The organism is Providencia rustigianii DSM 4541, assembly GCF_000156395.1.
In the GTDB taxonomy this organism is placed as follows: domain Bacteria; phylum Pseudomonadota; class Gammaproteobacteria; order Enterobacterales; family Enterobacteriaceae; genus Providencia; species Providencia rustigianii.
This window is the reverse complement of sequence record NZ_GG703819.1, coordinates 239,885-262,358: the sequence shown is the minus strand read 5'-3', so window position 1 is coordinate 262,358 and position 22,474 is coordinate 239,885. Positions and strand designations below refer to the sequence as shown.

The 22,474-nt window shown below is 38.2% G+C and carries 20 protein-coding genes and 9 pseudogenes; 20 read left to right on the top strand and 9 right to left on the bottom strand.

All coding sequences use genetic code 11. From position 1 onward, the window contains the following. The 11 genes and pseudogenes from ymcF to PROVRUST_RS11105 form a co-directional block, all read left to right on the top strand. A pseudogene (ymcF, locus tag PROVRUST_RS20190) lies at positions 1-105 on the top strand (cold shock small protein YmcF); the annotation flags it as partial. Between the two features lie 193 nt (positions 106-298). Continuing rightward, the gene (locus PROVRUST_RS11150) at positions 299-754 is read left to right on the top strand and encodes an MmcQ/YjbR family DNA-binding protein (RefSeq protein ID WP_244915318.1); all 456 of its coding nucleotides are present in this window, start codon (positions 299-301) and stop codon (positions 752-754) included. 352 nt (positions 755-1,106) lie between these two features. Continuing rightward, positions 1,107-1,370 carry a type B 50S ribosomal protein L31 gene (locus PROVRUST_RS11145; RefSeq protein ID WP_006814917.1) on the top strand — a complete coding sequence of 88 codons (264 nt, stop codon included), beginning with the start codon at positions 1,107-1,109 and terminating at the stop codon, positions 1,368-1,370. A gap of 127 nt (positions 1,371-1,497) precedes the next feature. Next, on the top strand, positions 1,498-2,142 hold the full coding sequence (gene zinT / locus PROVRUST_RS11140) for a metal-binding protein ZinT (protein WP_006814916.1): 645 nt from the start codon (positions 1,498-1,500) through the stop codon (positions 2,140-2,142). An 890-nt stretch (positions 2,143-3,032) separates the two neighbouring features. Continuing rightward, complete coding sequence (locus PROVRUST_RS11135) at positions 3,033-3,350, top strand: helix-turn-helix domain-containing protein (RefSeq protein WP_039855110.1); 318 nt, start codon at positions 3,033-3,035, stop codon at positions 3,348-3,350. Positions 3,351-3,513: 163 nt separating this feature from the next. Beyond that, positions 3,514-4,125, top strand: coding sequence for a common pilus major fimbrillin subunit EcpA (gene ecpA, locus PROVRUST_RS11130; protein ID WP_006814913.1), 612 nt, complete (start codon positions 3,514-3,516; stop codon positions 4,123-4,125). Between the two features lie 97 nt (positions 4,126-4,222). Beyond that, positions 4,223-4,906 (top strand): EcpB family pilus assembly chaperone, encoded by a 684-nt coding sequence (locus tag PROVRUST_RS11125; RefSeq protein WP_039855417.1) that lies wholly within the window; start codon positions 4,223-4,225, stop codon positions 4,904-4,906. Between the two features lie 19 nt (positions 4,907-4,925). Then, positions 4,926-7,421 (top strand): TcfC E-set like domain-containing protein, encoded by a 2,496-nt coding sequence (locus tag PROVRUST_RS11120; RefSeq protein ID WP_006814911.1) that lies wholly within the window; start codon positions 4,926-4,928, stop codon positions 7,419-7,421. A gap of 25 nt (positions 7,422-7,446) precedes the next feature. Beyond that, the gene (locus PROVRUST_RS11115) at positions 7,447-9,063 is read left to right on the top strand and encodes a hypothetical protein (RefSeq protein WP_006814910.1); all 1,617 of its coding nucleotides are present in this window, start codon (positions 7,447-7,449) and stop codon (positions 9,061-9,063) included. A gap of 32 nt (positions 9,064-9,095) precedes the next feature. Then, on the top strand, positions 9,096-9,788 hold the full coding sequence (locus tag PROVRUST_RS11110) for a hypothetical protein (protein WP_006814909.1): 693 nt from the start codon (positions 9,096-9,098) through the stop codon (positions 9,786-9,788). A gap of 445 nt (positions 9,789-10,233) precedes the next feature. Further along, entirely contained in the window at positions 10,234-11,217 is a 984-nt protein-coding gene (locus tag PROVRUST_RS11105) for a hypothetical protein (protein WP_006814908.1), read from the top strand. A gap of 318 nt (positions 11,218-11,535) precedes the next feature. Here the strand turns inward: PROVRUST_RS11105 and PROVRUST_RS11100 are convergent, their stop codons facing one another. Then, positions 11,536-12,462 carry a LysR family transcriptional regulator gene (locus PROVRUST_RS11100; protein WP_006814907.1) on the bottom strand — a complete coding sequence of 309 codons (927 nt, stop codon included), beginning with the start codon at positions 12,460-12,462 and terminating at the stop codon, positions 11,536-11,538. Positions 12,463-12,617: 155 nt separating this feature from the next. On the opposite strand from PROVRUST_RS11100, the gene PROVRUST_RS11095 reads away from it, so the two are divergent. The 4 genes and pseudogenes from PROVRUST_RS11095 (at position 12,618) to PROVRUST_RS11085 (ending at position 14,712) form a co-directional block, all read left to right on the top strand. Continuing rightward, positions 12,618-13,706 carry a 4-oxalomesaconate tautomerase gene (locus PROVRUST_RS11095; RefSeq protein ID WP_039855109.1) on the top strand — a complete coding sequence of 363 codons (1,089 nt, stop codon included), beginning with the start codon at positions 12,618-12,620 and terminating at the stop codon, positions 13,704-13,706. A 62-nt stretch (positions 13,707-13,768) separates the two neighbouring features. Further along, on the top strand, positions 13,769-14,044 hold the full coding sequence (locus PROVRUST_RS20710) for an IS1-like element transposase (protein WP_039855108.1): 276 nt from the start codon (positions 13,769-13,771) through the stop codon (positions 14,042-14,044). Positions 14,045-14,105: 61 nt separating this feature from the next. Then, a pseudogene (locus PROVRUST_RS20705) lies at positions 14,106-14,461 on the top strand (IS1 family transposase). Further along, positions 14,461-14,712, top strand: a complete 252-nt coding sequence (locus PROVRUST_RS11085) for a glycerate kinase (protein ID WP_006814905.1) — start codon at positions 14,461-14,463, stop codon at positions 14,710-14,712. Before PROVRUST_RS20705 ends, PROVRUST_RS11085 begins: the two are co-directional and overlap by 1 nt. A 195-nt stretch (positions 14,713-14,907) precedes the next feature. Here PROVRUST_RS11085 and hdeA read toward each other — a convergent pair. The 3 pseudogenes from hdeA to PROVRUST_RS19330 form a co-directional block, all read right to left on the bottom strand. Further along, positions 14,908-15,210 (bottom strand): annotated as a pseudogene (gene hdeA, locus PROVRUST_RS11080) (acid-activated periplasmic chaperone HdeA). Positions 15,211-15,780: 570 nt separating this feature from the next. Then, positions 15,781-16,586: pseudogene (locus PROVRUST_RS19605) on the bottom strand (IS5 family transposase). A gap of 91 nt (positions 16,587-16,677) precedes the next feature. Continuing rightward, a pseudogene (locus tag PROVRUST_RS19330) lies at positions 16,678-16,770 on the bottom strand (helix-turn-helix domain-containing protein); the annotation flags it as partial. 291 nt (positions 16,771-17,061) lie between these two features. On the opposite strand from PROVRUST_RS19330, the gene frmR reads away from it, so the two are divergent. The 4 genes from frmR (at position 17,062) to fghA (ending at position 19,819) form a co-directional block, all read left to right on the top strand. After that, positions 17,062-17,337 carry a formaldehyde-responsive transcriptional repressor FrmR gene (frmR, locus tag PROVRUST_RS11065; protein WP_006814901.1) on the top strand — a complete coding sequence of 92 codons (276 nt, stop codon included), beginning with the start codon at positions 17,062-17,064 and terminating at the stop codon, positions 17,335-17,337. Positions 17,338-17,367: 30 nt separating this feature from the next. After that, positions 17,368-18,477 (top strand): S-(hydroxymethyl)glutathione dehydrogenase, encoded by a 1,110-nt coding sequence (gene frmA, locus PROVRUST_RS11060; RefSeq protein ID WP_006814900.1) that lies wholly within the window; start codon positions 17,368-17,370, stop codon positions 18,475-18,477. A 41-nt stretch (positions 18,478-18,518) separates the two neighbouring features. Beyond that, positions 18,519-18,917, top strand: a complete 399-nt coding sequence (locus PROVRUST_RS11055) for a VOC family protein (protein WP_006814898.1) — start codon at positions 18,519-18,521, stop codon at positions 18,915-18,917. Positions 18,918-18,982: 65 nt separating this feature from the next. Next, complete coding sequence (gene fghA / locus PROVRUST_RS11050) at positions 18,983-19,819, top strand: S-formylglutathione hydrolase (RefSeq protein ID WP_039855414.1); 837 nt, start codon at positions 18,983-18,985, stop codon at positions 19,817-19,819. 27 nt (positions 19,820-19,846) lie between these two features. On the opposite strand, the pseudogene PROVRUST_RS11045 reads toward fghA, so the two are convergent. Next, positions 19,847-20,343 (bottom strand): annotated as a pseudogene (locus tag PROVRUST_RS11045) (recombinase family protein); the annotation flags it as partial. Between the two features lie 50 nt (positions 20,344-20,393). Between PROVRUST_RS11045 and PROVRUST_RS19325 the strand changes: the two are divergent. Further along, positions 20,394-20,700 (top strand): annotated as a pseudogene (locus PROVRUST_RS19325) (ISKra4 family transposase); the annotation flags it as partial. A 70-nt stretch (positions 20,701-20,770) separates the two neighbouring features. Here PROVRUST_RS19325 and PROVRUST_RS19600 read toward each other — a convergent pair. The 4 genes and pseudogenes from PROVRUST_RS19600 to PROVRUST_RS19590 form a co-directional block, all read right to left on the bottom strand. Then, a pseudogene (locus tag PROVRUST_RS19600) lies at positions 20,771-21,255 on the bottom strand (IS1 family transposase); the annotation flags it as partial. A 38-nt stretch (positions 21,256-21,293) separates the two neighbouring features. Continuing rightward, a complete protein-coding gene (locus tag PROVRUST_RS19595; RefSeq protein ID WP_006814892.1) occupies positions 21,294-21,461 on the bottom strand; it encodes a hypothetical protein in 168 nt (55 codons plus the stop codon). 211 nt (positions 21,462-21,672) lie between these two features. Continuing rightward, on the bottom strand, positions 21,673-21,807 hold the full coding sequence (locus PROVRUST_RS20700; protein WP_071599560.1) for an IS3 family transposase: 135 nt from the start codon (positions 21,805-21,807) through the stop codon (positions 21,673-21,675). A 65-nt stretch (positions 21,808-21,872) separates the two neighbouring features. Then, a pseudogene (locus PROVRUST_RS19590) lies at positions 21,873-22,324 on the bottom strand (LbetaH domain-containing protein); the annotation flags it as partial. Positions 22,325-22,474 lie beyond the last annotated feature (150 nt).

Below are 22,474 nucleotides of genomic sequence, written 5' to 3'. Positions count from 1 at the left end.
ATGAGGTGCCCTTGTTGTAAAGGGTCACAATATAGACGCTACCATTTTGAAGCAACAAAAAGTAACCCTTCCGGTGCTAAATGTATTTTTTGTAAGTCGGCGATGCAAGCTGCTTAATATAATGCTCAAAATTTCAAAACCCTGCCAATCGGCGGGGTTTTTTCGTTTCTAGCGACTAAAGAATTCAAAAGATATCGATTTTATTTACATAAGAGCTATTAGCCACTCTTGAGTTAACGCTAAACACAAAGAATTTCACTATCGGAGATATTTTTGTAGCTTACGGTCGGGTTTATCGGTGAATTATGGTTATTCCGCAATGTGCGTTCACTTGTCTAATCCTAATGTTACATTTAATCTAATATTACTGACAATAATTGATGAGATTAGTGAAATGAAGAGAAATGAGCTTGTAGACTATATTCAGAGTAACTATGGCTCCAGTGCTGAATATCCGTGGGCTAAATATCCGAACTACATTGTTTTCAGACATAAAAATAATTCAAAGTGGTTTGCTATTATCATGGATATCCCTTCTAAAAAATTAAATGGGAGCGATAGTGATGATATCGTTGATATTATTGATCTCAAGGTTCCGCCTGAGTTAGTAGGATCATTACGATTAAAAGAACATGTTTATCCTGCATACCATATGAATAAAGAGCATTGGGTAACTATAAAGTTGGGGAAAGGTTTCCCTGATAATGAGCTTAAAGCATTGATCGAAGATAGTTATAGGCTAACTGCAAAGTAGTCAACCTTATTCATATATGGATTAGCGGCATCTCTATACTCAAGCCGTATTTAATCCATGAGTTCATCTACTAATGACATAAAATTGCATTATAAGCCTCGCTTCGTGGACTTACCCCATAAATTCTGATGCATAAGCTTTAATATAGAGAGACATCTTAACGTTGGTTGATAATGACAAAATAGATTAATGAGTATGGAATTTGAGATCTAGGTTCGTATATATAGTTATTATCGTAAGCCTTTCGGCTTATTTTCCAATATAAAACAAGATTAAAAAAAGAGTGGTCAATCATGCTAAAAAAGACTATTGTTATGTTATAACGTAACAACAATCTAAGCAGGAGATAATCATGAAATCTGATATTCACCCACATTACCGAACAGTAATTTTCCATGACACTACTGTTGATGCTTATTTCAAAGTTGGATCAACAATAAAAACAGAAAGAGTTATTGAATTTGAAGGACAAACTTACCCGTATGTCACTCTTGATGTGTCTTCACACTCTCATCCGTTCTATACCGGAAAGCAGAGGATCAATATCCAGGAAGGCAATGTTTCCCGTTTTAATAAGCGCTTCGGTCATTTTGTGCAAAAAAGAGAGGAAAACTAATGCTGGTATTAAGTTTGCAGCTATATATGCAATGGAGCGATCAGAGTTGTAAAATTTGTCACTATCATGTTGGTACTGACATGATTTGCAAAGCGAATCCGTGTATTAAATCATTACAGGAGAATATATGACTACAAAAAATATTCTCCGACTGCTGTTACTAACTAGTTTATTTAGTGGCACTGCAATTGCACATGGACATCATCACGATAAGCAGCAAACGGAAGCACAACGTAAAGCTGCGAGCGGAATTTTTGAGGATAAGGATGTTAAGGACCGAAAACTAAGTGATTGGGATGGGGTTTGGCAATCTGTTGAACCTTATCTCACCAATGGTACTTTGGATCCAGTAATGCAGGCGAAAGCTGAAAAAAATAAGGATAAGACAGTAGAAGAGTATCGTACTTATTATACTAAGGGATATAAAACGGATGTGGATATGATTGGTATTGAAAATAATATCATTGAATTCCACCGAGGAGATAAGGTAGAACAATGTGAATATACCTATTCAGGCTATCGGATTCTAACTTATACATCAGGTAAAAAAGGGGTGCGTTATTTATTTGAGTGTAAAGATAAAAATAGCCATGCTCCCAAGTTTATTCAGTTCAGTGACCATATTATTTCCCCTGAAAAAGCTGCACACTTCCATCTTTATATGGGAAATGAATCACATGAAGCTTTATTGGTCCAACTGGATAACTGGCCGACATATTATCCATATTCGATGAACGAAAAAGATATCGTACACGAGATGCTTTATCATTAATAACGTATCAGCATAGCGATTAAATTTTTATTAGCACCTCTGAATTTAGAACTTATTCTGGGGTGCTGTTTAATTTATATTGATCTAAAACAATGACAGTATCTAGCTAATCCACATGCTTAAACATACCCCTGATTCGTATTCTTTCTTGCACAACCTAGTCCTCCAAAAGCATATTTCAATTTTTAGCATGACCTAATTGTTTAAAATTCACTCACTTCAACAAGGCTCAATTGGATATTTTGACACCAGCTTTAATACCAATCAGTCGAATTAGCTAATTTTTATTGTGTATTCGCCAATTTACTTAAACAATCTATTAATAGAATAACGAAATAGTTACACAACGTAATAATATTTACTATAATCTCCTTGGTAATAAAATTAAACATCTTCAATAAAAGCCTTAGTATTTTAAATATTCTAATTAAACTTAAAGATATGAAACTAAATACTACCCAATTGTATATTATTAGATAAAAAACTAATTACACACATTATGAGTAAAATTTATTTTAAATAATTCAAAATATTTGAAAGTGTAACAAATTGAAAATATAAATGATGTTAAGTGTGTTTTTTAATATAAACATGGGAAAAGTAATTTTTTTTAAAAAAATATTTAAAATATATAAAGCAAGGTATTATTTTTTAAATATACTTATTTATCATCTGGTTGCAAATAGATTGATTATTCCTCTTGCGTATTTCTACGGACTGAAATAAATTCCAGCGACTAAAAATTCATCATCAATAGTTTAAATCTATCAAAGTGCTCATTTTGAATGGTAAAAACATTTTAATCTTATTATTATCTCCCTATATCATTACTACACATCACGACATGTAAATAAGAAATGAAAATTTAAGCCATTATTGGAAATATGCTTATGGGATATAACTCAATCAGTTTTTATACAGGTAAATTCTTACGGAAAGCAAGAAAAGAAAAAAACATGACTGGTAAGCAATTAGCTAAATTAATGCATGTCAGCCAGCAACAAATATCTCGATATGAAACTGGAAGAACATCTTTAACTTTAGAACAGTTAAGCCAATTATTGTTTTTTTTAGATAAATCATGGGGGGAGCTAATTCAGGTCATTGAAACTGAAATTGAAATTGAAAAAAAATCAATAAACAAGGACGAGTTGATAAATAATTACTCGTTAAGTAAGTATTTGATAGATAGCCTTGCTAAGAAATAATCTAATTTATATTTAAATATCATTTTATTAAAGAGACAAAAGCCAAATAACTTATGCTTTAAGAGTTATTAATGGTGATTATCTTTTATAAAAAACACAACTAAAAGTGTTTTTTATATTATGTAATTATTTTTGTATAGTGAATGTTAATAGAGAGAATAATATGTTAAATAAAAAAATGACTTCGGTGTTGTTGTCTACGATCATTGCTGCTTCTTTTACTTCAATTGCCAATGCAGAGACACGTACCGCGCAAGCTACTGCAACATGGCAAGCGACAGCAATTAAAGATACTACGAGCATGCTAGTTGTTACGCCATTAAAAAGCCTTACTTTTAATTATGCAGAAGGCCAAAAAAGTTTTAATCAACAAAATGGTGCATTTGATATTGCTATTCAAGGGCTAGCTGGTGCAACTGATTTTAAATTAGCATCTAAAATTGTTGCAAATACATTAGCAAGAACAACAGATGATTCTAAATTAACCGTTGGCGTTAAATGGAATGGCGAAAATCTAAACAATGCGACTGATACTGTATTAATTGATACTTCAAAAGGTCTAACTTCAGGTTTGGATAATTTAGCTGCTGATGGTGTATATAACGGTGCAGACCGCGCAACAGATCGTGGTGAGTTTACCTTTAATATTGCAAGTGCCGAATCTGCAGGCTCTCCTACTGACTTTAACTCCTTAACAGATGGTGTTTGGGACGGAGATGTGAAAGTACAATTTACTGCAACTTGGGATGGTACTTTTGCTCCTGTTGTTCCATAAGTCCTTTGTGATTTCTAAGTAACATATTTATCTCACGATAAAGATAATATAAGGACATGATATCTTTATCGTCATTCTATTTATGAACTATATGACTATGAAAAAAATAATATTTATTGCCATTTCATTTTTTTTATTACCAATTAAAACTAGCTTGGCAGTCAATATTGGTAATATTACTGAGATTATATCGTCAAATGAAGAGACATTAGCAAAAGAAATTGAAAATACGGTTAATACTGCAAGGTTGGTAAATCTTAGTATTGAGAAAATTGATTCCCCTTTAGAGGGGGGAAAGATTATTTCAGTTAATAATCCTAATGAAATATTATCTACTCCAGCAAATTTAATTTTGCCAGGCAATGCTAAGGATGTTTTTAAAATTATCTATCAAGGTCCAAAGGATGATAATGAACGATATTATCGACTAAATTGGAAAGATGATCCTATTGGTGAGAGTGGAATTACTCAAAGTTCTAAATCTGCATCCGCTACAACATCTGCGACAATTAGCACTATTTTAGTCGTGGCACCTAGAATAGAAAAGTTCAAGTATAAATACAGTAATTCTATTGTTTCAAATTTGGGGAATAGCTCTTTCCGTGTAGTAGCGTCTGGACCTTGTTTAATCGAAAAACAAAAAGAGGGTATTGATGGTATTTGTCGTGAGCGTTATTACCTTATGCCTAATTTAGCTGTAACACTAAGGCTCGTCGACCTTAATAATAAAAAATCAAGCGTTGGTATATGGCATCAAGGGGAGTTCATTGTTGTCAAATAATTAAGACTGGACTTTAAATATGCGTAAGAATGTTATTGCACTATCAATAATGAGTGTTATTTTTTCGAATGCCATTAATGCTAACGAATTAAAAAGTATTAAAATTGGAGGATATGTTATCCCTCCTGCTTTTGTAGTGGCATTAGAAGAGGGGATGTCTATACCTGTATTCTTACGACTAGACAATGAATCACAACAAAGTCAAAGTGAAAATAAAATTGCTGATGCCATTATTATTATCGAACAAGGAAAAATTAAGCTTGCAAATATACATCTTGTTGATGGTAATAAAGGCCCTCAATTAAATAAGGTATTAATTGAAAAAATAGAACAGCAGCAGGATACATTTTTTAACGAAAATAATGGTATTGTGATCGATAATAATGCCACGTTAAAATTAAATATATCATCATTTAATTTATCCTTAGATGTAGATAAACAAGCCTTTTCACCGAAAAAACGCATGAGGCAATTTGCCTTAGGTGACTCTTCGGTTAATGCTATTTCTGCTGTTACAAATTATGATTTAGGTGTGTTTCAAAGCCAAGTTAAGAATAGTAATAATTCATCCAGTAGCTATTTCAACTTGGATACACTTTTCGCTATTGCTGAGCATCATTTAAATATTAATGCATCGGCATACAGTATTGGGAAATCAAATTCCAGTGTTGATCTTTACCGTGCAATGTATGAACGTGATTTTAATGGTTTTCGTTTTGCGATAGGGTTAATGAGCACGTGGAATTTACAGTCAATCGCCAGTTTAACTACCCTTAGTAGCAGTAAAATTTATGCAGCCTCTATTGGCAATAACTCATCTAGTGTTGTCGTTAATAAACAATATTCTCTGACACCTATTTATGCATTTTTAAATAGTCCCGGAGAGGTTCGTATTTATCGCCAAGGTAAGTTATTAAACATTCAAAATTTTCCTATGGGAAATTATGAAGTTGATACTAGCGTACTGCCTTTTGGTATTTATGATGTCACGATTGAAACTGTTGTTGATGGAAAAATTGTTACAACACAAAATCAAACAATTAATAAGTCTTTTGGCGCTATGACAGCCGGTTCCGATAAAATAAATTGGGAAATTTACGGGGGGTATGTTGATTTTGATAAAAAAAATTATGTTAGAGGTGAGGATTCACATAGCCAAACACCGAGTAAAAGCTATTTATTAGGTGGCTCTTTGGCAAAAGGATTTCCAGTATTATCTGGACTTAATTTAACCATGTCTAACTATGGTTTTGATAAGTATTTGGTGAATGAAACAAGTGTTAATTTATCCGTAAATGAATATGTTTCTGTATCTTGGCAAGGAATGATTGAAAATCATGGAAGTCATCGAAATATTGGCACTATTTCAGTCAATATACCAGAAGGCTATGGTTCAATTTGGGCATCAAAAGAAAAAACGATAATAAAAGGTGATTTACCACTTTATGATGCTGATAGTTATTCTTATGGGGGCACATTTAATTTCGATAAAATTATTGATAGAACAGGTAGCTTTACTATCAGTAACACAAGGGATAGCCGTGTAGGGAGTGACTCGATAAATTATGAATATTCAAATACTTTATTTTCAGGTAGTTATGGAACCATAGGGTTAAGAACGGGGGTTCAACGCTATCATTACGATAATCAAAATAGTACTAATGAAAAATATATTAATCTTGATTTCTCATTGCCATTAACTACATGGATAAGCACCGGCATTTCATCAACAAATGGGAATATAAAAGCTAATATTTATGCAAATAAGAGTTTTGAAGATTCAGTAATAACGAATGCAGGAGTATCTGTTTCTAAATTAGTTCGTGATAAAAATAACGGAGAGTCTGATATTTCTACATTAGCTTATGCATCCTATGACATGAAATATAATTCAGGTACTGTCACGATAAACCGACCAGACAGCGATCGAATAAATGGGAATTTGACGTCGCGAGGTTCTGTTGCTTATGGTGGAGGAAAAATAACGCCAAGTGGTCAACAAGGTAAAGCAGGGGTTATTATCAATTCTAGTATTCAAGGGGATGGCAGTATGGTGGCCCAAGTTAATGGACAAAATTATCCAATTAGTGGAAAAAATACGTTTATTCCATTGTCGCCATACGCTGATTATGACATTCAATTAATGAATGATGGTAAATCAAAAGATAGTTTTGACATTGTATCTGGGCGAAGTAAGTCAGTGACGTTATACCCCGGTAATATAGCTATTTATCAACCTGAAGTGAGACAGTTGGTGACTGTATTTGGTCGCCTTAAATCACCAGCAGGTGAGTTTATTAAATACGCTTCAATACGTAACCATATTGGTCGAACTAAAACGGATCATAATGGTGAGTTTTCAATGGATGTAGATGTGCGTTATCCCGTTATTTCGCTTTTACAGGAAGATGAAAAAACGATCTGTGAAGCTGATTTAAATTTAGAAGGTGCTCGTGGAGCATTATGGTTAGGTGATGTTACCTGTGATCCTCAAGAAGCATTCGCGAAACGCTAAATAAATATTTTAAGGTTAATATAATATGCGATTACTATTGGTATTAGCATTATTTTTTTCATTCGCTACTTTAACACCTAATTCATTTTCGGCGACATCTGCATTGCAGGAATATGTTATTGTCGAAAATCAAATTGATAATGAATTTTTTATCGTTGCTAATAGGGTTGACCCTCGTTTTTCTGGCTCAAATATTTTTACAAAATATCAGAGAAATAGTCAGTTAAGTTTGGGCTATATGGGGTATACAGGATCGCCTTTTAGCTCAACTTATAATATTGGTGATATTTGGCTAGAGAATTCACCAGTCAATCAGCCTTTCCTGGGTAACCGCTGTATGACAAATAATCGAAATTGCCCAGCAACTTCTTATTGGCCCGCACAACAATTACGTGATAATGGGGCTTATAAAATTCAGCAAACGGGAACTCCGGGTGAGTCTGGTTACTCAAGACCTATTTTTTCTGAATCATTTTATCGTTGGCTTGCAGAGCTACCGCCAGGGACAGAGTACACATTTGACTTAAGAACCTGCACTAGTCGAGATGATTACGATCTTAGTTCTTCAACATGTATGACAAGCGGAGGTCGAACTTCTACTCAGCAACATTTTATTCCAACGAATAAGAAAGGAAATATTATCTTAAAAGGGACAGGGGCGCTTCAGGAGGTTTTTGTTGATAGTAATGGTAATCCTACGGTTGGTTTAGGTTCTAATTTTTGCTCAATAGGCATTGTAGGGAATGTATCTGGTGTCATATGCAAATTAGTAGAGCTAGAAACGAAAGGGACATCTATTAGTGGCTCGTTCACGGTTAGAATGTATATTGACCATCAAAAATTAGGTTTGACAGCGTCTCCTAGAGCCGCATTAATTCAATACAAAGGAAGTAATAGCACTCGCTGGACTAACTGGTCATCAACCACAAATATGTCAGAAATATTTAATAATGGATCACCGGATATTGAGGTTTTTCTATCAAGTACCTATTTGAAATCGATTGTAGATGCTTCTCCAAACTCAACTGTGACTCTTGCAGATAGTGTGTATACCTTTGCATTTCAATCACCACTCCCTCAATCGGGGTTTTATGAGTTTACGCCATCAAATTATCTGGTAATAAAACCGAGAGATTATGGAATTAGTATAATTCCTGCGGATTTTAATCCAATTCAATCTAAAACCGGGAAAGTGGGAAGCAGTGAACAGCCAATCGAATTTAATTATATTGTGACAACTAGTGGGCCTCGACAAGCGGATTCGATTACAGCCAAGGTAGAAGGACCTAATGTGAATATAAAAGGGCAAAGTTATTGTTTATTCTCTTCTGATGATGACAAACTTAAAGTCCCTTTTTCTGCTTATCTGGTTTTTAAAAATGGAAATGGTACAGAAGCCACCTATCGAGCAAGTTGTGATAGTAATGAAATATCGTTAAAAAACGCATTATGGGAAGAGACTCCTTGGGATAGGCCTAATCAGGATTCAGGGCGTTTTTACCGAACAAATCTCGATTTACGTTTCCCAATGAATGATTCAACTTCGTTGTTTACTCTTGATGGTATTGATTGGTTAGGTACGGTATCTGCTAGTGGATCTGTTGTTGTAAAAGCAATTTGGACTGGTCCGGATATACAATAGATATATATGTTTTTATAAGAGTGCATAATGAAATGAGAGATGGAAAATTATATTTTTTACTTAAAATCTCACTGTTTTTAGTGATGTTTTTCTTTTATGGTAAGGCTTATGCGCTCTATGTTGATGCAGATATATCCTCAATGGAGGCGGATAAAACATTTTTTTCAAAGTCTTATATTAACGATACTAAAAAAACAAACCTATATAACTTTAGTGCTTATAAAATTGATAGGCCAGGAAGCAAAGAAAACGGTGAGCCTATCACGGAAGGTGAGATCATTTTTACGCCATTAAAAAAAATTCTATTACCGGGAGAGAGGGAGTTCTTCAAAATTTTTTATCGTGGAAAAAGTGATAATCAAGAGCGCTATTACAAAATTATTATTAGCGAAACACCACTGGAAATGAAAAGTGATGATTCTAAGAAACAACAGACGTTGTTTTATCCAACCATGAGTTTAGAAACCTACTTTGTGGTTAGGCCGAAGAATATTGATTTTAAATATGATGTAAGAGCTAGCGAAGGTGTGCTAAAAAATACGGGTAACACTTATTTTAGAGTCTTTATTCATAATAACTGCCAAGTTGATGATGAAGATGAAGTTCCTTTAATGTTCTATTTGCTGCCACAACAAGAGTATCGGAACCCTCAACTGAGTAAGAGAAGTCGAAAATATATTGTTATTTTTGATAAATATTATTCGATTAGTAACTGTGAACAGTAGTTCTATATAATTTGAAGTCTAATGATGATTGGCTCTGATATATTTAACAGAGTTCCTTCAAGCTATTTTTCAAGTTTCTTAATGGGCTGGCGGAGTCTGAGCTAAGCTTTTATTTCATTGATTTTTAAGTAACAAAGTGCAATTCAACTTTTAATTTGGGCCTATTGTTGGGCCTAAAGTTTATTTTGATGTTTTTGAGATGTGAGCTAAAAAGTTGTTTGCTATTCTAACATGGTTGATTAGTGAAGTGAGCAATAAGATTTGGTGGGCTGCTTTGAGCGAACAGTGGAAGTTCGCAGTCGTTCTCAAAGCCGATGGGAGAATTGCTAGCCTTACAGGTTGTTAATCAACGGGAGCACGTCAGTTTTTTTAAATGGTAAGTCTGAGCTCAATAGATTATTATCATAAAAAATAATGTTATTCATTTCTAAACAGGATATTTCGAGTGAAAAGAAAATTCATACACGAATTTGCTTTTGGATACTTAAATAGTTTTACAGCAATGGTTACTGCTCAGCAACTGACGTCTGATGCAAAAATTAATTTAGCTCAAGAAAAACAACTTTCAAAATGCCATATATACTTTATATACGCTCGCCCAAGCTTTTATTTTATTGATGATACAATTAAGCATGAGAAAAATATCCTCTCAGGAGAGATAGGGTACAAAATAGATGGTAAAGAAAGCAAGTTCCATTTTGAATACAACTGGATATTAGAAGACGATGCAATTGATGTAATATGTAACTATCCTTTCAGAGAAGTTATTAGTATAAACAATGAAGGGAAAGAGGTAACTTATATATCTGCATCTATCATTGCTACCATCTATTCAAGTAAATTAGGTTGCTATTCAGATCTGTCCTCCTATGAGGTTCTTTATATCGGACAAGCCGTAGGTAAAAATGGTAGCAGGAATGCAGTTGAACGTTTAAGAAACCATTCAAAATTACAAAAGATATTGGCGCAAACACTTTATAGCAAGCCAGACCAAGAGATCATGCTTTTTATGTATGCCTTTGAGCACGAACAAGTATTCTCATCTCTAGATGGGATGTCTGGATTAATTGATGATACGGATAGCGATGACAAGAGATTTAAGTCGGCATTAAAAAACCCCCCAAACCAAAATCAATCTATTAATATGATCGAAGCTGCTTTGATAAGATATTTTCAGCCAGATTATAATGAAAAGTTTAAAGAGAGTAAAATCTCACCAAAATTGAAAGCATTAGCAAAATGCTATGACTTAGATATGTCTGGAATCATTGTGGAAATTAACACAGAAAATCTTTTTTACTCATTATACTCTAAAAACATTAAAAAAAACCATCATCACATTGTGAAGATAGATTTAGTTTCTCATCAGCAAAGATTATCATTTTTTCGACCAACTGGATTTAATGCACTGCCAGGCATTATTGAATGATGCCGAAACTATTATTAATACTTCATGATTAAGAAATTTACCTTCTATAATCAAGTTAAGTTAGAAAATTAAATCATGAATATAAGCTTGAAATAATCAGGCTTATATTTTTAGTTATCAAGTCAATACTATATAACATAGTCTCCCTATCAATGTCAGTTTCTGGCACCAAAATTTCGTTAAGGGTTATTGGTCTGCTTAGAGAAAACAGTGGATGCAACCTCTATAATAGAGAATTGGATTACTCTCCATTGATTAATACAGGCAAATATAAGCAACGTCTGTTTCTGGCACAGAGCTGACATATAGGCGGTGTAACTAGCGGCTGAATCTACTGACCCAAGGGCTGGTATTGTCCTGAGACCAAAGCTTCATCAATACTTCACGAAATTTATCGGCTGCAGGGCTTAAGGTATCATCCTTTCTAAACACTAATCCAAGTGTTCTCCTGATCACAGGCTCTATAAGTGGTCGACTAACCAGTATATGGTGCTCATCCGTAGGCATTGCCAGACTTGGTACAACAGCAACACCAAGCCCTGCTTCAACCATCCCGAGTGATGTGGATAGGTGTCTTACTTCGTAAAACCAGTTTGGTTTCCAGTTAAATCCTTCTAAAGCCTGATCAATTAGATATCGATTACCACTCGATTTTCGGACTCCAATAAGTTTGAGTCCGGCAAGATCTTCCCACATCACGAGATTTTTTTTGGCAAGCTCATGGTCGCGTTTACAGGCAAGAACGAAAGGCTCATTAACCAGAGGTGTGAACTCTATATTAGAATGTGTGATGTTAATCATATTTATTCCAAAATCTGCATCCCCATTAAGTACCGACTCAAGGCAGTCGCTAGCACTATGTTCAAGTATTCGGATACGTATATTCGGGTAATGTTCGTTATAATCACGAATAACGGAAGGTAAAAAATAGAAAGCTGCTGTAGGTAAACAAGATAAAGTCACTGTCCCTGTTTGATGTGTTGCCATTTCTTTAATACTGAGTATCGAGCTTTCATAAAAATCGATGAGATTTTTTGCATGAGATAGAAAATCTCTCCCTACAGCAGTCAATTTTACTCGTCTTGTTGAGCGTTCAAATAGTGCTGTACCTAAACTATCCTCAAGTTTTTTTATTCGTCTCGTCAAGGCGGGTTGAGAGATGTGTAAAAAATGAGATGCTTTTGTAAAACATCCCATTTCCGCAACTTTTACGAAAGATTGGATACCCTGTAATTCTTGCTGCATTTTTCAACCCTCAGGCTTATAGAGAAATTAAACCATAATAACTGAAGTCTTATTAATGTGTAAAATGCATTAATCTCTTGTTTCTTTGCATTAGAGTTATTTATCCGCATATGGGACGCTTGGCGTATCATTTAATCTGTAGGAAGAGAAAAAGTATGTTCAGCATACCCTGTGTTCTGATGCGCGGTGGCACTTCTAAAGGGCCAGTTATTCTATCGACTGATTTACCAGATGATATTCAGGAACGAGATGCCGTTTTGCTAGCTTTGATGGGCTCAGGCCATGATCTTGAAATTGATGGTATCGGTGGAGGTAGCCCGCAATCTAGTAAAGTAGCCATTGTGAGTCTTTCAGATAGCCCTGATGCTGATATTGATTATCTTTTTGCTCAGGTTATGGTGAAAGAACGAAGGGTCGATACAACTCCAAATTGTGGAAATATGTTATGTGCAGTTGGTCCATTCGCTATTGAAAAGGGGCTAATTGCTCCGAAAAATCCAGTTACGACAGTGCGTATTCGGAATCTCAATACTGGAACATTAGTTAATGTTGAAGTTCAGACCCCTGATTTCAAAGTGACTTATGAAGGGGATACCCAAATTGATGGTGTGCCGGGGGCAGCTGCTCCAATTGGTTTGACGTTCCTAAATTCCGCAGGTTGTAAAACGGGTAAATTACTTCCCACAGGTAATGCAATAGATGTATTTGATGATATTGAGGTCACATGTATTGATATGGCAATGCCAATGATTTTAATCGATGCACATCTAATGGGGAAGACCGGTAGTGAATCTCCAACTGAACTGGATTCTGATTTGATGTTTATGAAACGTCTTGAGAAGATCCGCCTAGAAGCTGGCGTAGCAATGGGGTTTGGCGATGTAACTGATAAAGTCATTCCAAAGCCTGTTCTTCTGAGCAAACCAACAGCGGGGGGGTCGATTAAAGTTCGCTATTTCATGCCACACAATTGCCATAAGTCATTGGCAATTACAGGTTCTATAGGTATTTCAACAGCAACAATAATTGCAGGCTCCATTGCTCAAAAAATCATAGGTGGTCAGTCTCAAGATAGACTAAACAGTATAGTAAATATTGAACATCCAAGTGGGAAAATTACTGTTTCTTTATTAAAGGATGGGGATCGAATAGAAAATACTCAGGCTGCCGTGATCAGAACTGCTCGTAAATTATTTGAAGGTAATGTCTGTGTTCCAGAAGGCATCTTAGAGGAAGCTATTTAAATGGTCATGTATTCACTCTGGTGATTAACCTGTAATATAGGGTCATTTACCGGAGAATATTCATGGCTAAAATCAATGTAGGGAGCCCATTTTGTCAACAAGCTCCCTCAGTGCAAAAACATGGCCTAGGGAGTACAGGTCATCAACTTTATCGCTGTCAAGACTGCTGCCGAAGCTTCCAACTCGATTATAAATATCGTGCTTGCCAACCCGGAACTAAAGATAAAATTATCGACCTCACGATGAATAATGCCGGTATTTGTGATACTGCTAGGGCCCTTCATATCAGCATTAATACGGTTGTTCGTACTTTAAAAAACTCTCGTCGAAGCAGGTAACTTCTTTACCCCTTGATAATTTGCAGATTGAACTCCTTTGCGAAGTTGATGAACAGTAGTCGTGGCTAATAAGAAACAACAACGCTGGCTTTGGTATGCCTGGGAACCTCGCCTAAAACGGATTATTGTTCATACATTTGGTCGTCGAAACAAGAGAACCCTTCGCCAGTTACTGGCTTTACTATCTCGGTTTAATGTGGCTTTTGGTGCACGGATAAGTTCAGTGCTTATGAGATATTGCCTAAACAAAAACACGTAGCAAGTAAGTTTTATACCCAACGAATAGAAAGAGAGAATTTGAATTTAAGAAATCGCTTAAAGCGTCTTAACCGTAAGACGTTAGGTTATTCGAAGTCGCCTGAAATGCATGACAAAATCATCGGCACATTCATAGAACGGGAGCATTACCTATTGTGATGATCTCTATATTGAATACACGACCGAAAATTATCATATCCCCTGATTATTTCAAGGAAAGCATGAATGCAGAATGTACCGCAAATGCTATAACTAAAGGATTTAAAAGTGTATTCCCTGATGCCCAATACCTTTGTTTACCGATTGCTGATGGTGGTGAAGGAACTGTTGATGCATTGATTGGAGTCGCAGGTGGTGTGTATCGCAGTGTTATTGAACAATGTGAAGAGGATGGATACAAATTGAACTAATTCAGATCAGTGAGTCTTGAAAGGAATAGCATCCCGAAGTATAAGCATATCATATTACACGTGTTATAGACACGTCAGTAATGTCAGGTTTTATACCTAAAACAAACATAAGACTTGCTGTTAAGATTGTTCATAGTTACATGTGTAGTTATGCACAATAAAAGAAAACCCCACCAGAGGGGTGGGGTCTTTAGATTACATTTTTTTCAAATGAGCTTCGACTTTTTGAATAAATGATTCTTTGGGGGCTTTTTTGCAAGATTCAACAATTAACGGAGTGGATGTTTCAATACCACTAATATCTAAAGTAGGATCTTCTACCTTACCTTTCTGGGTAATAATCTCAGCAGCACCAATTGCTGTTGGATAAAATACATCATCGATCGCTAAGAAATTTTCGCATGTTCATTGAGATACAGGTTTTGCATCTGTTGCGACGAAAGCTGAAGTGGTCATTAACGATGTTGCAATGATGCTAGCAAATAATATTTTTTTCATAAAATATCCTCATTATTTTTAGTGAGACTTGCCTAATGCTTATTTTAATATAACTTATTATTTTAAAAAACAAAATAATCATTATTTGAATATTGTTTTTTGATGAATATTATGTGTCGGATGATTGAAATAATAAAAATATATCTTCAATTTTTCTCTATAACGATAAAGTAATTTCAAGTGGTAGGTCTGCCGTTCTTGAAATCCACACGCAAAGCTGGGACTTACTTTTTCATTCTGGTGCATGTCAAGGCTGACTGGCTAAACCCTATGACAATTACTCAGGGATCTGAGCAGGGGTATCGATTGAATTTTTTATTGTCGTTGATTTTTTATTTATATTTAATGAGCCATCTTTTGTTACTATGCTTAAAGCATCCCAATATATTAAAAATAATAATTATACTAATAATAAACAATTTCTCTTTTCTCTACTATATTCATAATATCTATTCATAAAGCGTGTATGTATAATGATTGATCTATTTAAATTGACAAAGAAAAGCTCTAAGCATATTTGTATAGCAATATATGCTGGTATTATTGCGGGTATATTTTCCACTTTAGAGCCTATCTCAATAGGACTTTATTCCAGACGATGAGACCACAGACAAAATGCAGCATCGCCTCATAATTTTCGACCTTTTTCTCCCAACGAATCAGGACACGACGGTAGCGATTCATTCAACTGTGTGTTCTCTCTACAACCCAGCGGTGGGCCTTAAAATCCGTGTTTTTGATGGCTTCTGATTCATACTTCCGTGACTGGATATCAGGCTCATAGCGACGACTTTTCAGATACGATCCCAACCATTCCGCTTTATACCCTTTGTCCATGCACAACCGGAGCCTCTTGCCCGGTCTGCCCGTCTGGAGGGCATCGAGCGTATCCGCAACCAGCTTTATGTCGTGCGTATTTGCTCCCGCTACCACCACAGAGAGGGGCAATCCGTTCGCATCGGTCATCAGACTGCGCTTTACGCCCCGTTTCCCCCGGTCTGTTGGGTTCCTGCCTGTTTTTTTGAGCCTGCCAGCGGTGATTTGGTCATACAACCATCCATCGACAGCCACGACCAGTCAATAGCGTCCAACTGTTCGCAAGCAAGCAACCCGTTTTGCCAGAAGCGTTCAAATACTCCAGCATCCCGCCACTCCTGAAATCGGCGATGAGCAGAGCTTGACGAGCATATACCGGTGGCATTTAGCACATTCCACTGGCAACCCGTCCTGAGTACGAAGAAAATGGCGTTCATTGCAGCGCGATTATCAACCCGCTTGCGGTGCGTACCCAGCGGGTGTTGAGTACTATGCTCCGGGATGAGAGGAGCTATTTTATCCCAGAGTTCATCGCTAATTTGCCACTTGTTGCCTGCCATACGTTGCCCTCAGAAATTATCGTAATTCATTATATTATACGATAATTCCTTTTGGGATAGGTTCTAAGACTATTTTTTAAACAATCGGTTGCTATCTTGCTTTAACTCTCAGAATTGTTTGTCGTGTTGTACTGAATTCCCAGGCAATAGCACTTATGCTTGCTCCAGACTCAATTCGTTCAAGTAGGGAGTCAGTTTGGATATCGAAAATCATTGTACGTTAGGCTCATTTTTTGACCCTCAAAGAGCCAATCTCTGGCGAAATTTAACTGAACCGCCTATGCCCAAAATTCTGTATCCGTATAGATAAGCACCTTTCCTTCCGATCGAATTACAGCAAGCAATAAAATAACCGAATGATTAATACAATAAATATAAAAAGTTATGCCTTGCCAAAATACTATGGTGGAGTATACATTGACAATAATAACATACCCTACTATAGTATATAAAGTCAAAAATGGTGAGGTAAACAATGCCCAGTACTCCTGAAGAGAAAAAAAAAGTCCTGACCCGGGTTCGCCGTATTCGGGGGCAGATTGATGCTCTGGAAAGAGCGCTGGAAAATGGTGCTGAATGCCGTTCCGTTCTTCAGCAGATAGCTGCCGTTCGCGGAGCAACTAACGGTCTTATGGCAGAGGTGCTTGAGAGCCACATACGGGAAACCTTTGACCAGAATGACAGCTACAGTCATGAAATCAGTAAATCCGTTGACGATACGATTGAACTGGTTCGTGCCTATCTTAAATAGCTAAGCCATCACATTGAGGATAATTTACATATGAAATCACGTGCTGCCGTTGCATTTGCACCAGGGAAGCCGCTGGAGATTGTTGAAATTGATGTTGCACCACCTAAAAAAGGCGAGGTGCTGATTAAAAATACCCACACCGGTGTCTGCCACACCGATGCCTTTACCCTCTCCGGGAACGATCCTGAGGGCGTTTTCCCGGTGGTTCTCGGCCACGAAGGGGCCGGTGTCGTCGTGGAGGTCGGTGAAGGCGTGACCAGCGTGAAGCCGGGAGACCATGTGATTCCGCTTTACACCGCCGAATGCGGGGAGTGTGAATTCTGTCTGTCCGGGAAAACGAACCTCTGTGTATCGGTTCGCGAAACTCAGGGAAAAGGACTGATGCCTGACGGAACCACCCGCTTTTCTTACAATGGCCAGCCTCTTTACCACTACATGGGATGCTCCACCTTCAGTGAGTATACGGTAGTGGCCGAGGTTTCTCTGGCAAAAATTAACCCGGAGGCAAACCATGAACACGTCTGCCTGCTGGGCTGTGGCGTGACTACCGGGATTGGCGCTGTTCACAACACAGCGAAAGTACAGCCTGGAGATTCTGTCGCTATTTTTGGTCTTGGCGCAATCGGTCTGGCTGCCGTTCAGGGGGCTCGCCAGGCAAAAGCAGGACGCATTATCGCTATCGACACCAACCCAGCCAAATTCGAACTTGCCCGTCAGTTCGGTGCAACCGACTGCATCAACCCGAACGACCATGACAAACCGATTAAAGATGTGCTGCTTGAAATCAACAAATGGGGCATTGACCACACTTTTGAATGTATCGGTAACGTCAACGTTATGCGTGCGGCGCTGGAAAGTGCTCACCGTGGCTGGGGCCAGTCCATTGTCATCGGCGTGGCCGGCGCCGGGCAGGAGATATCCACCCGTCCATTCCAGCTCGTTACCGGGCGCGTATGGAAAGGTTCTGCTTTTGGGGGAGTGAAAGGTCGTACGCAACTTCCGGTCATGGTCGAAGATGCCATGAAGGGTGAAATTGAACTGGAGCCATTTGTGACCCACACGATGACGCTGGATGAAATAAATGAGGCCTTCGATCTTATGCATGAAGGTAAATCAATCCGTACGGTAATCCGTTACTGATAGCGTCTTAACTGAGTCAAACCAATTGAAGGAAATGGATCATGGCAACACCTGTAATTTCTGGTAATGACGTTTTTTCCCACGTCTTCATCGGTGCATCCGATGTTGAAAAATCCGCTGATTTTTACGATGCTGTCCTCGGTACGCTTGGCATCAATAACCTCGGCCCGTTTGGCAATGGCTGGGTACTTTATGGTCGTGAAAAGCCAGCCTTTATTATTGCACGTCCGGGCAACGGTGAAGCGCCATTGGCCAACGGCGTTACTGTCGGCTTTGCAGCTGCAAGTCCGGAAGAAGTTGATGCTTTCCACGCCGCGGGCCTTGCCGCCGGAGGGAAAGATGAAGGTCAGCCTGGCCCGCGCAGCCATCTCCCTGGAGCCTATGCAGCCTACCTGCGAGACCCTGCGGGTAACAAAATCACGGCTTATACGTTCATCTGACGTCCGGCTATAAAGAGACTTCCCCTGACTCCCTGTCAGGGGAAATAACCATGAGACAGAGGCTAATGGAACTCATCGAGCAGCATGCCAGCGCTGGCGGCTGGCAAAACGTATACCGCCATAATTCACAAACACTTAATTGTGAGATGAATTTCGGTGTTTATCTTCCCCCCAAAGCAGCAACAGAAAAACTGCCGGTCCTGTACTGGCTCTCGGGTCTGACCTGTACGGAGCAGAATTTCATCACCAAATCGGGTATGCAGCATTATGCCGCCAGGAACAACATCATCGTCGTTGTTCCTGATACCAGTCCCCGTGGAGAGCATGTCGCAGATGCTGACAGCTACGATCTGGGCCAGGGTGCCGGATTTTATCTGAACGCGACGGAACATCCGTGGAACACGCATTACAGGATGTATGACTATATTCTCCATGAGCTTCCGGATGTTGTCATGGAGCATTTACCTGTAACATCAAGGAAATCAATATCCGGTCACTCCATGGGGGGGCTGGGAGCGCTGGTTCTGTCGCTGCGAAATCCTGATGAATATGTGAGTGTATCGGCATTTTCACCAATAGTGTCACCTTCTCAGGTGCCATGGGGACAAAAGGCATTCACCGCGTACCTGGGTGAAAATAAAAAAACGTGGGAGCACTACGATCCCGTCAGTCTCATTTTACAGGGTGCGAAATTACCAGAAATTTTTATTGACCAGGGATTAAGTGACGCCTTTTATGAAGATCAGTTACGCACTAAAAGTCTTGAAAGAGTGTGCAACGAGATGAACATCAACACATCATTCCGATATCATACTGGTTACGACCACAGCTATTATTTCATTTCTAGCTTTATTGGTGAGCACATTGCTTACCATGCCAAAAGGCTCCGGTTGTCAGCATGAGTTGATTTCCAGCCTCAGAAAATGTGCTTAATTTTCAGGCCTGAACAGGGCCTTAATTCTGCAGACCTGAGATGTGCTGTAACCGGTGGCTTCAGCAGTTTCTCTTATGCTAAGTTTCTTGACCTGTCGGTAATATAGGACTTTCTTATGTTGTTCCTGATCGGTCTGTTTGCCCCGGTATTTTCCCAGCGTATGTGCCCGTTAATTCCCTGTTTTTGACGTTGCCGGCGACTCAGCCAGTCCTTATGCGACATTGCGGCCATCAGGTCGATAAGCATGTTATTGATGGCGGTTATTACGGCACGGGTGATCGGATCAGACTGCGAAGGACCTTTATCTGACAGCGTCTGCCATGAGGTGGGCACATCTAGGCTTACAATCCGCAGCTTGTGTTGTTCTATCTGCTTTTTCAGCGTCATCCAGTCGCTGTTACTAAGACGTGTCAGGCGGTCTATTTGCTCGACCAGTAAAATATCATTGCTGTGATTGTCCATCAATAAACGTCCCAGCTCCGGGCGATCAAGGGGGCCGCTTGGAAAACGGAAAATACCCCACGCTAAGACTGTTTTGTGTACAAAAAATGGTACGGTATTTAGGGGAAATGATAACTTATATTGATAATAACCAAGCTATGATCCCAAATTATGTGGAACGGTATCACTATGGTGAATCCATTTCAACGGCATTTGTGGAATCAACAGTAAATGAAGTTATTGCAAAACGAATGGCAAAAAAAAAAACAGCAAATGCAGTGGAGCCAAGAAGGCGCACATTATCTTTTACAAACCCGAGTGGCCGTTTTAAATGATGAATTAGAGGACATCTTTTACCGTTGGTATCCTAAACTAAGTAGCACTAAGTTAGATACAATGGCTGCGTAAATACCCCACACATTTTTATGCTCTCCTACAAACAGTCTAATGGCGTGGCCAATATTAGTTGACCACTTCAAAAAGCCACATTAAACCGAGAGAGTAAACCCAGTAACTGGCGTAGCATCTTCTTGTTTCGACAACCAAAAATATGCGCAATAACCTGTTTTAGTCGAGGCTCCCAAGCATACCATAGCCAGCGTTGTTGTTTCTTGTTAGCCACAAAAGACCACTGTTCATCAACTTCGCAAAGGAGTTCAATGTGCAAATTATCTAAGGGTAAAGAAGTTACTTGCCTCGGTGAGAGTTTTTTAAAGTACGAACAACCGCATTAATACTGATATGAAGGGCTCTAGCGGTATCTCGAATACCTGCATTATTCATCGTGAGGTCGATAATTTTATCTTTAGTACCGGGTTGGCAAGCGCGATATTCATAATCAATTTGGAAGCTTCGGCAACAATCTTGGCAACGATAACGCTGATGGCCAGTACTCCCTAACCCATATTTTTTCACTGAGGGAGTTTGTTGACAAAATGGGCACCTTACATCGACTTTAGCCATGAATATTCTCCAGTAAATGACCCTATATTACAGACTATTCACCGGATTGAATACATGACCCGTTTACGTAACGTTCTATAACCTAAGCTATTTCGACTCTCTCCAAAGATGGCTTTGGCTTTACGGTACAGACTAAGTTGTTCTGCGGTGATCAACTTTGCTGGGCGTTTAAGCCACGTATAGTAGGCAGAACGACTTATTGTCATTAACTTGCAGAGCTTCATCACGGGAAATTGTGAAGATAATTGCTTAATCGTTTTAAACGCTCTTGGTTTCCTTTAGCAGGAGGGCGCAGGCTTTTTTTAAGATCTCTTTCTCCATCCTAAGTTCTTTATTTTTCTTTCGAAGCCTTAATAGCTCAGCTCTCTCATCAGAATTCATGCTGCTACCAGATTGCTCAGAATCGAATTTTGCTTTTCAGTTATAAAGTAATTGATCGGTGATCCCTAAAGAATCTGCCACTTTTGGCAAGCTATAACCTTGCTCGGTGACTAATGCGACCGCCTCTTGCTTAAACTCAACGGTATAAAATCTATTTGTTCGTTTTTTTATTTAACACCTCAATAATTGGATTATATTCCATTATTAAAGTGTCCTGTTTGATTAAAGCAGATCAGAACATCGTGTGTGATAAGTGCCCTACTACCAATGATTGCACCATCACCGATATGTACACCCAGCATTATCATCGATTCCGTAACTATCCAAACATCCTTGCCGATGACAGTATCTCCAGAGGGGATGTAAACATTATTCGCAGATTCAAACTCAGGATAACCCTCTAGCCAGTTAAAAGGGAATGTGCTTACTCAATCATGCCGATGACCTTGGTTTCCCGCCATGATAAAAGAAGCTCACGATCCAATAGAGCAAAAACTGACTATGATTAATTTATCCACTTCGGTATCAGGCATCAGATAGCGAACACAATCATTGAAGTCATGGGCGTGGTAGTAACCGGAGTAATAACTGTATCGACCAACGATGATATTTTTATTGGTTATTGTTTGTCTAAAGGGATCCCCTTAAAAGGGCTTTCAAAAAAATTATTTGTTTTGTTAGAGATCATTGCGGGTTGCCATTTTTAAGCGGTTATTGGGTTGGAATAGTCCGAGTTGATACACCTTATTTGCAATTAATGGTACACCTAAAATGTGTACTATGCTATCATACAGACTGAAAGTCACAACCAAAAATAACCTTGGTAATTTAAAATATA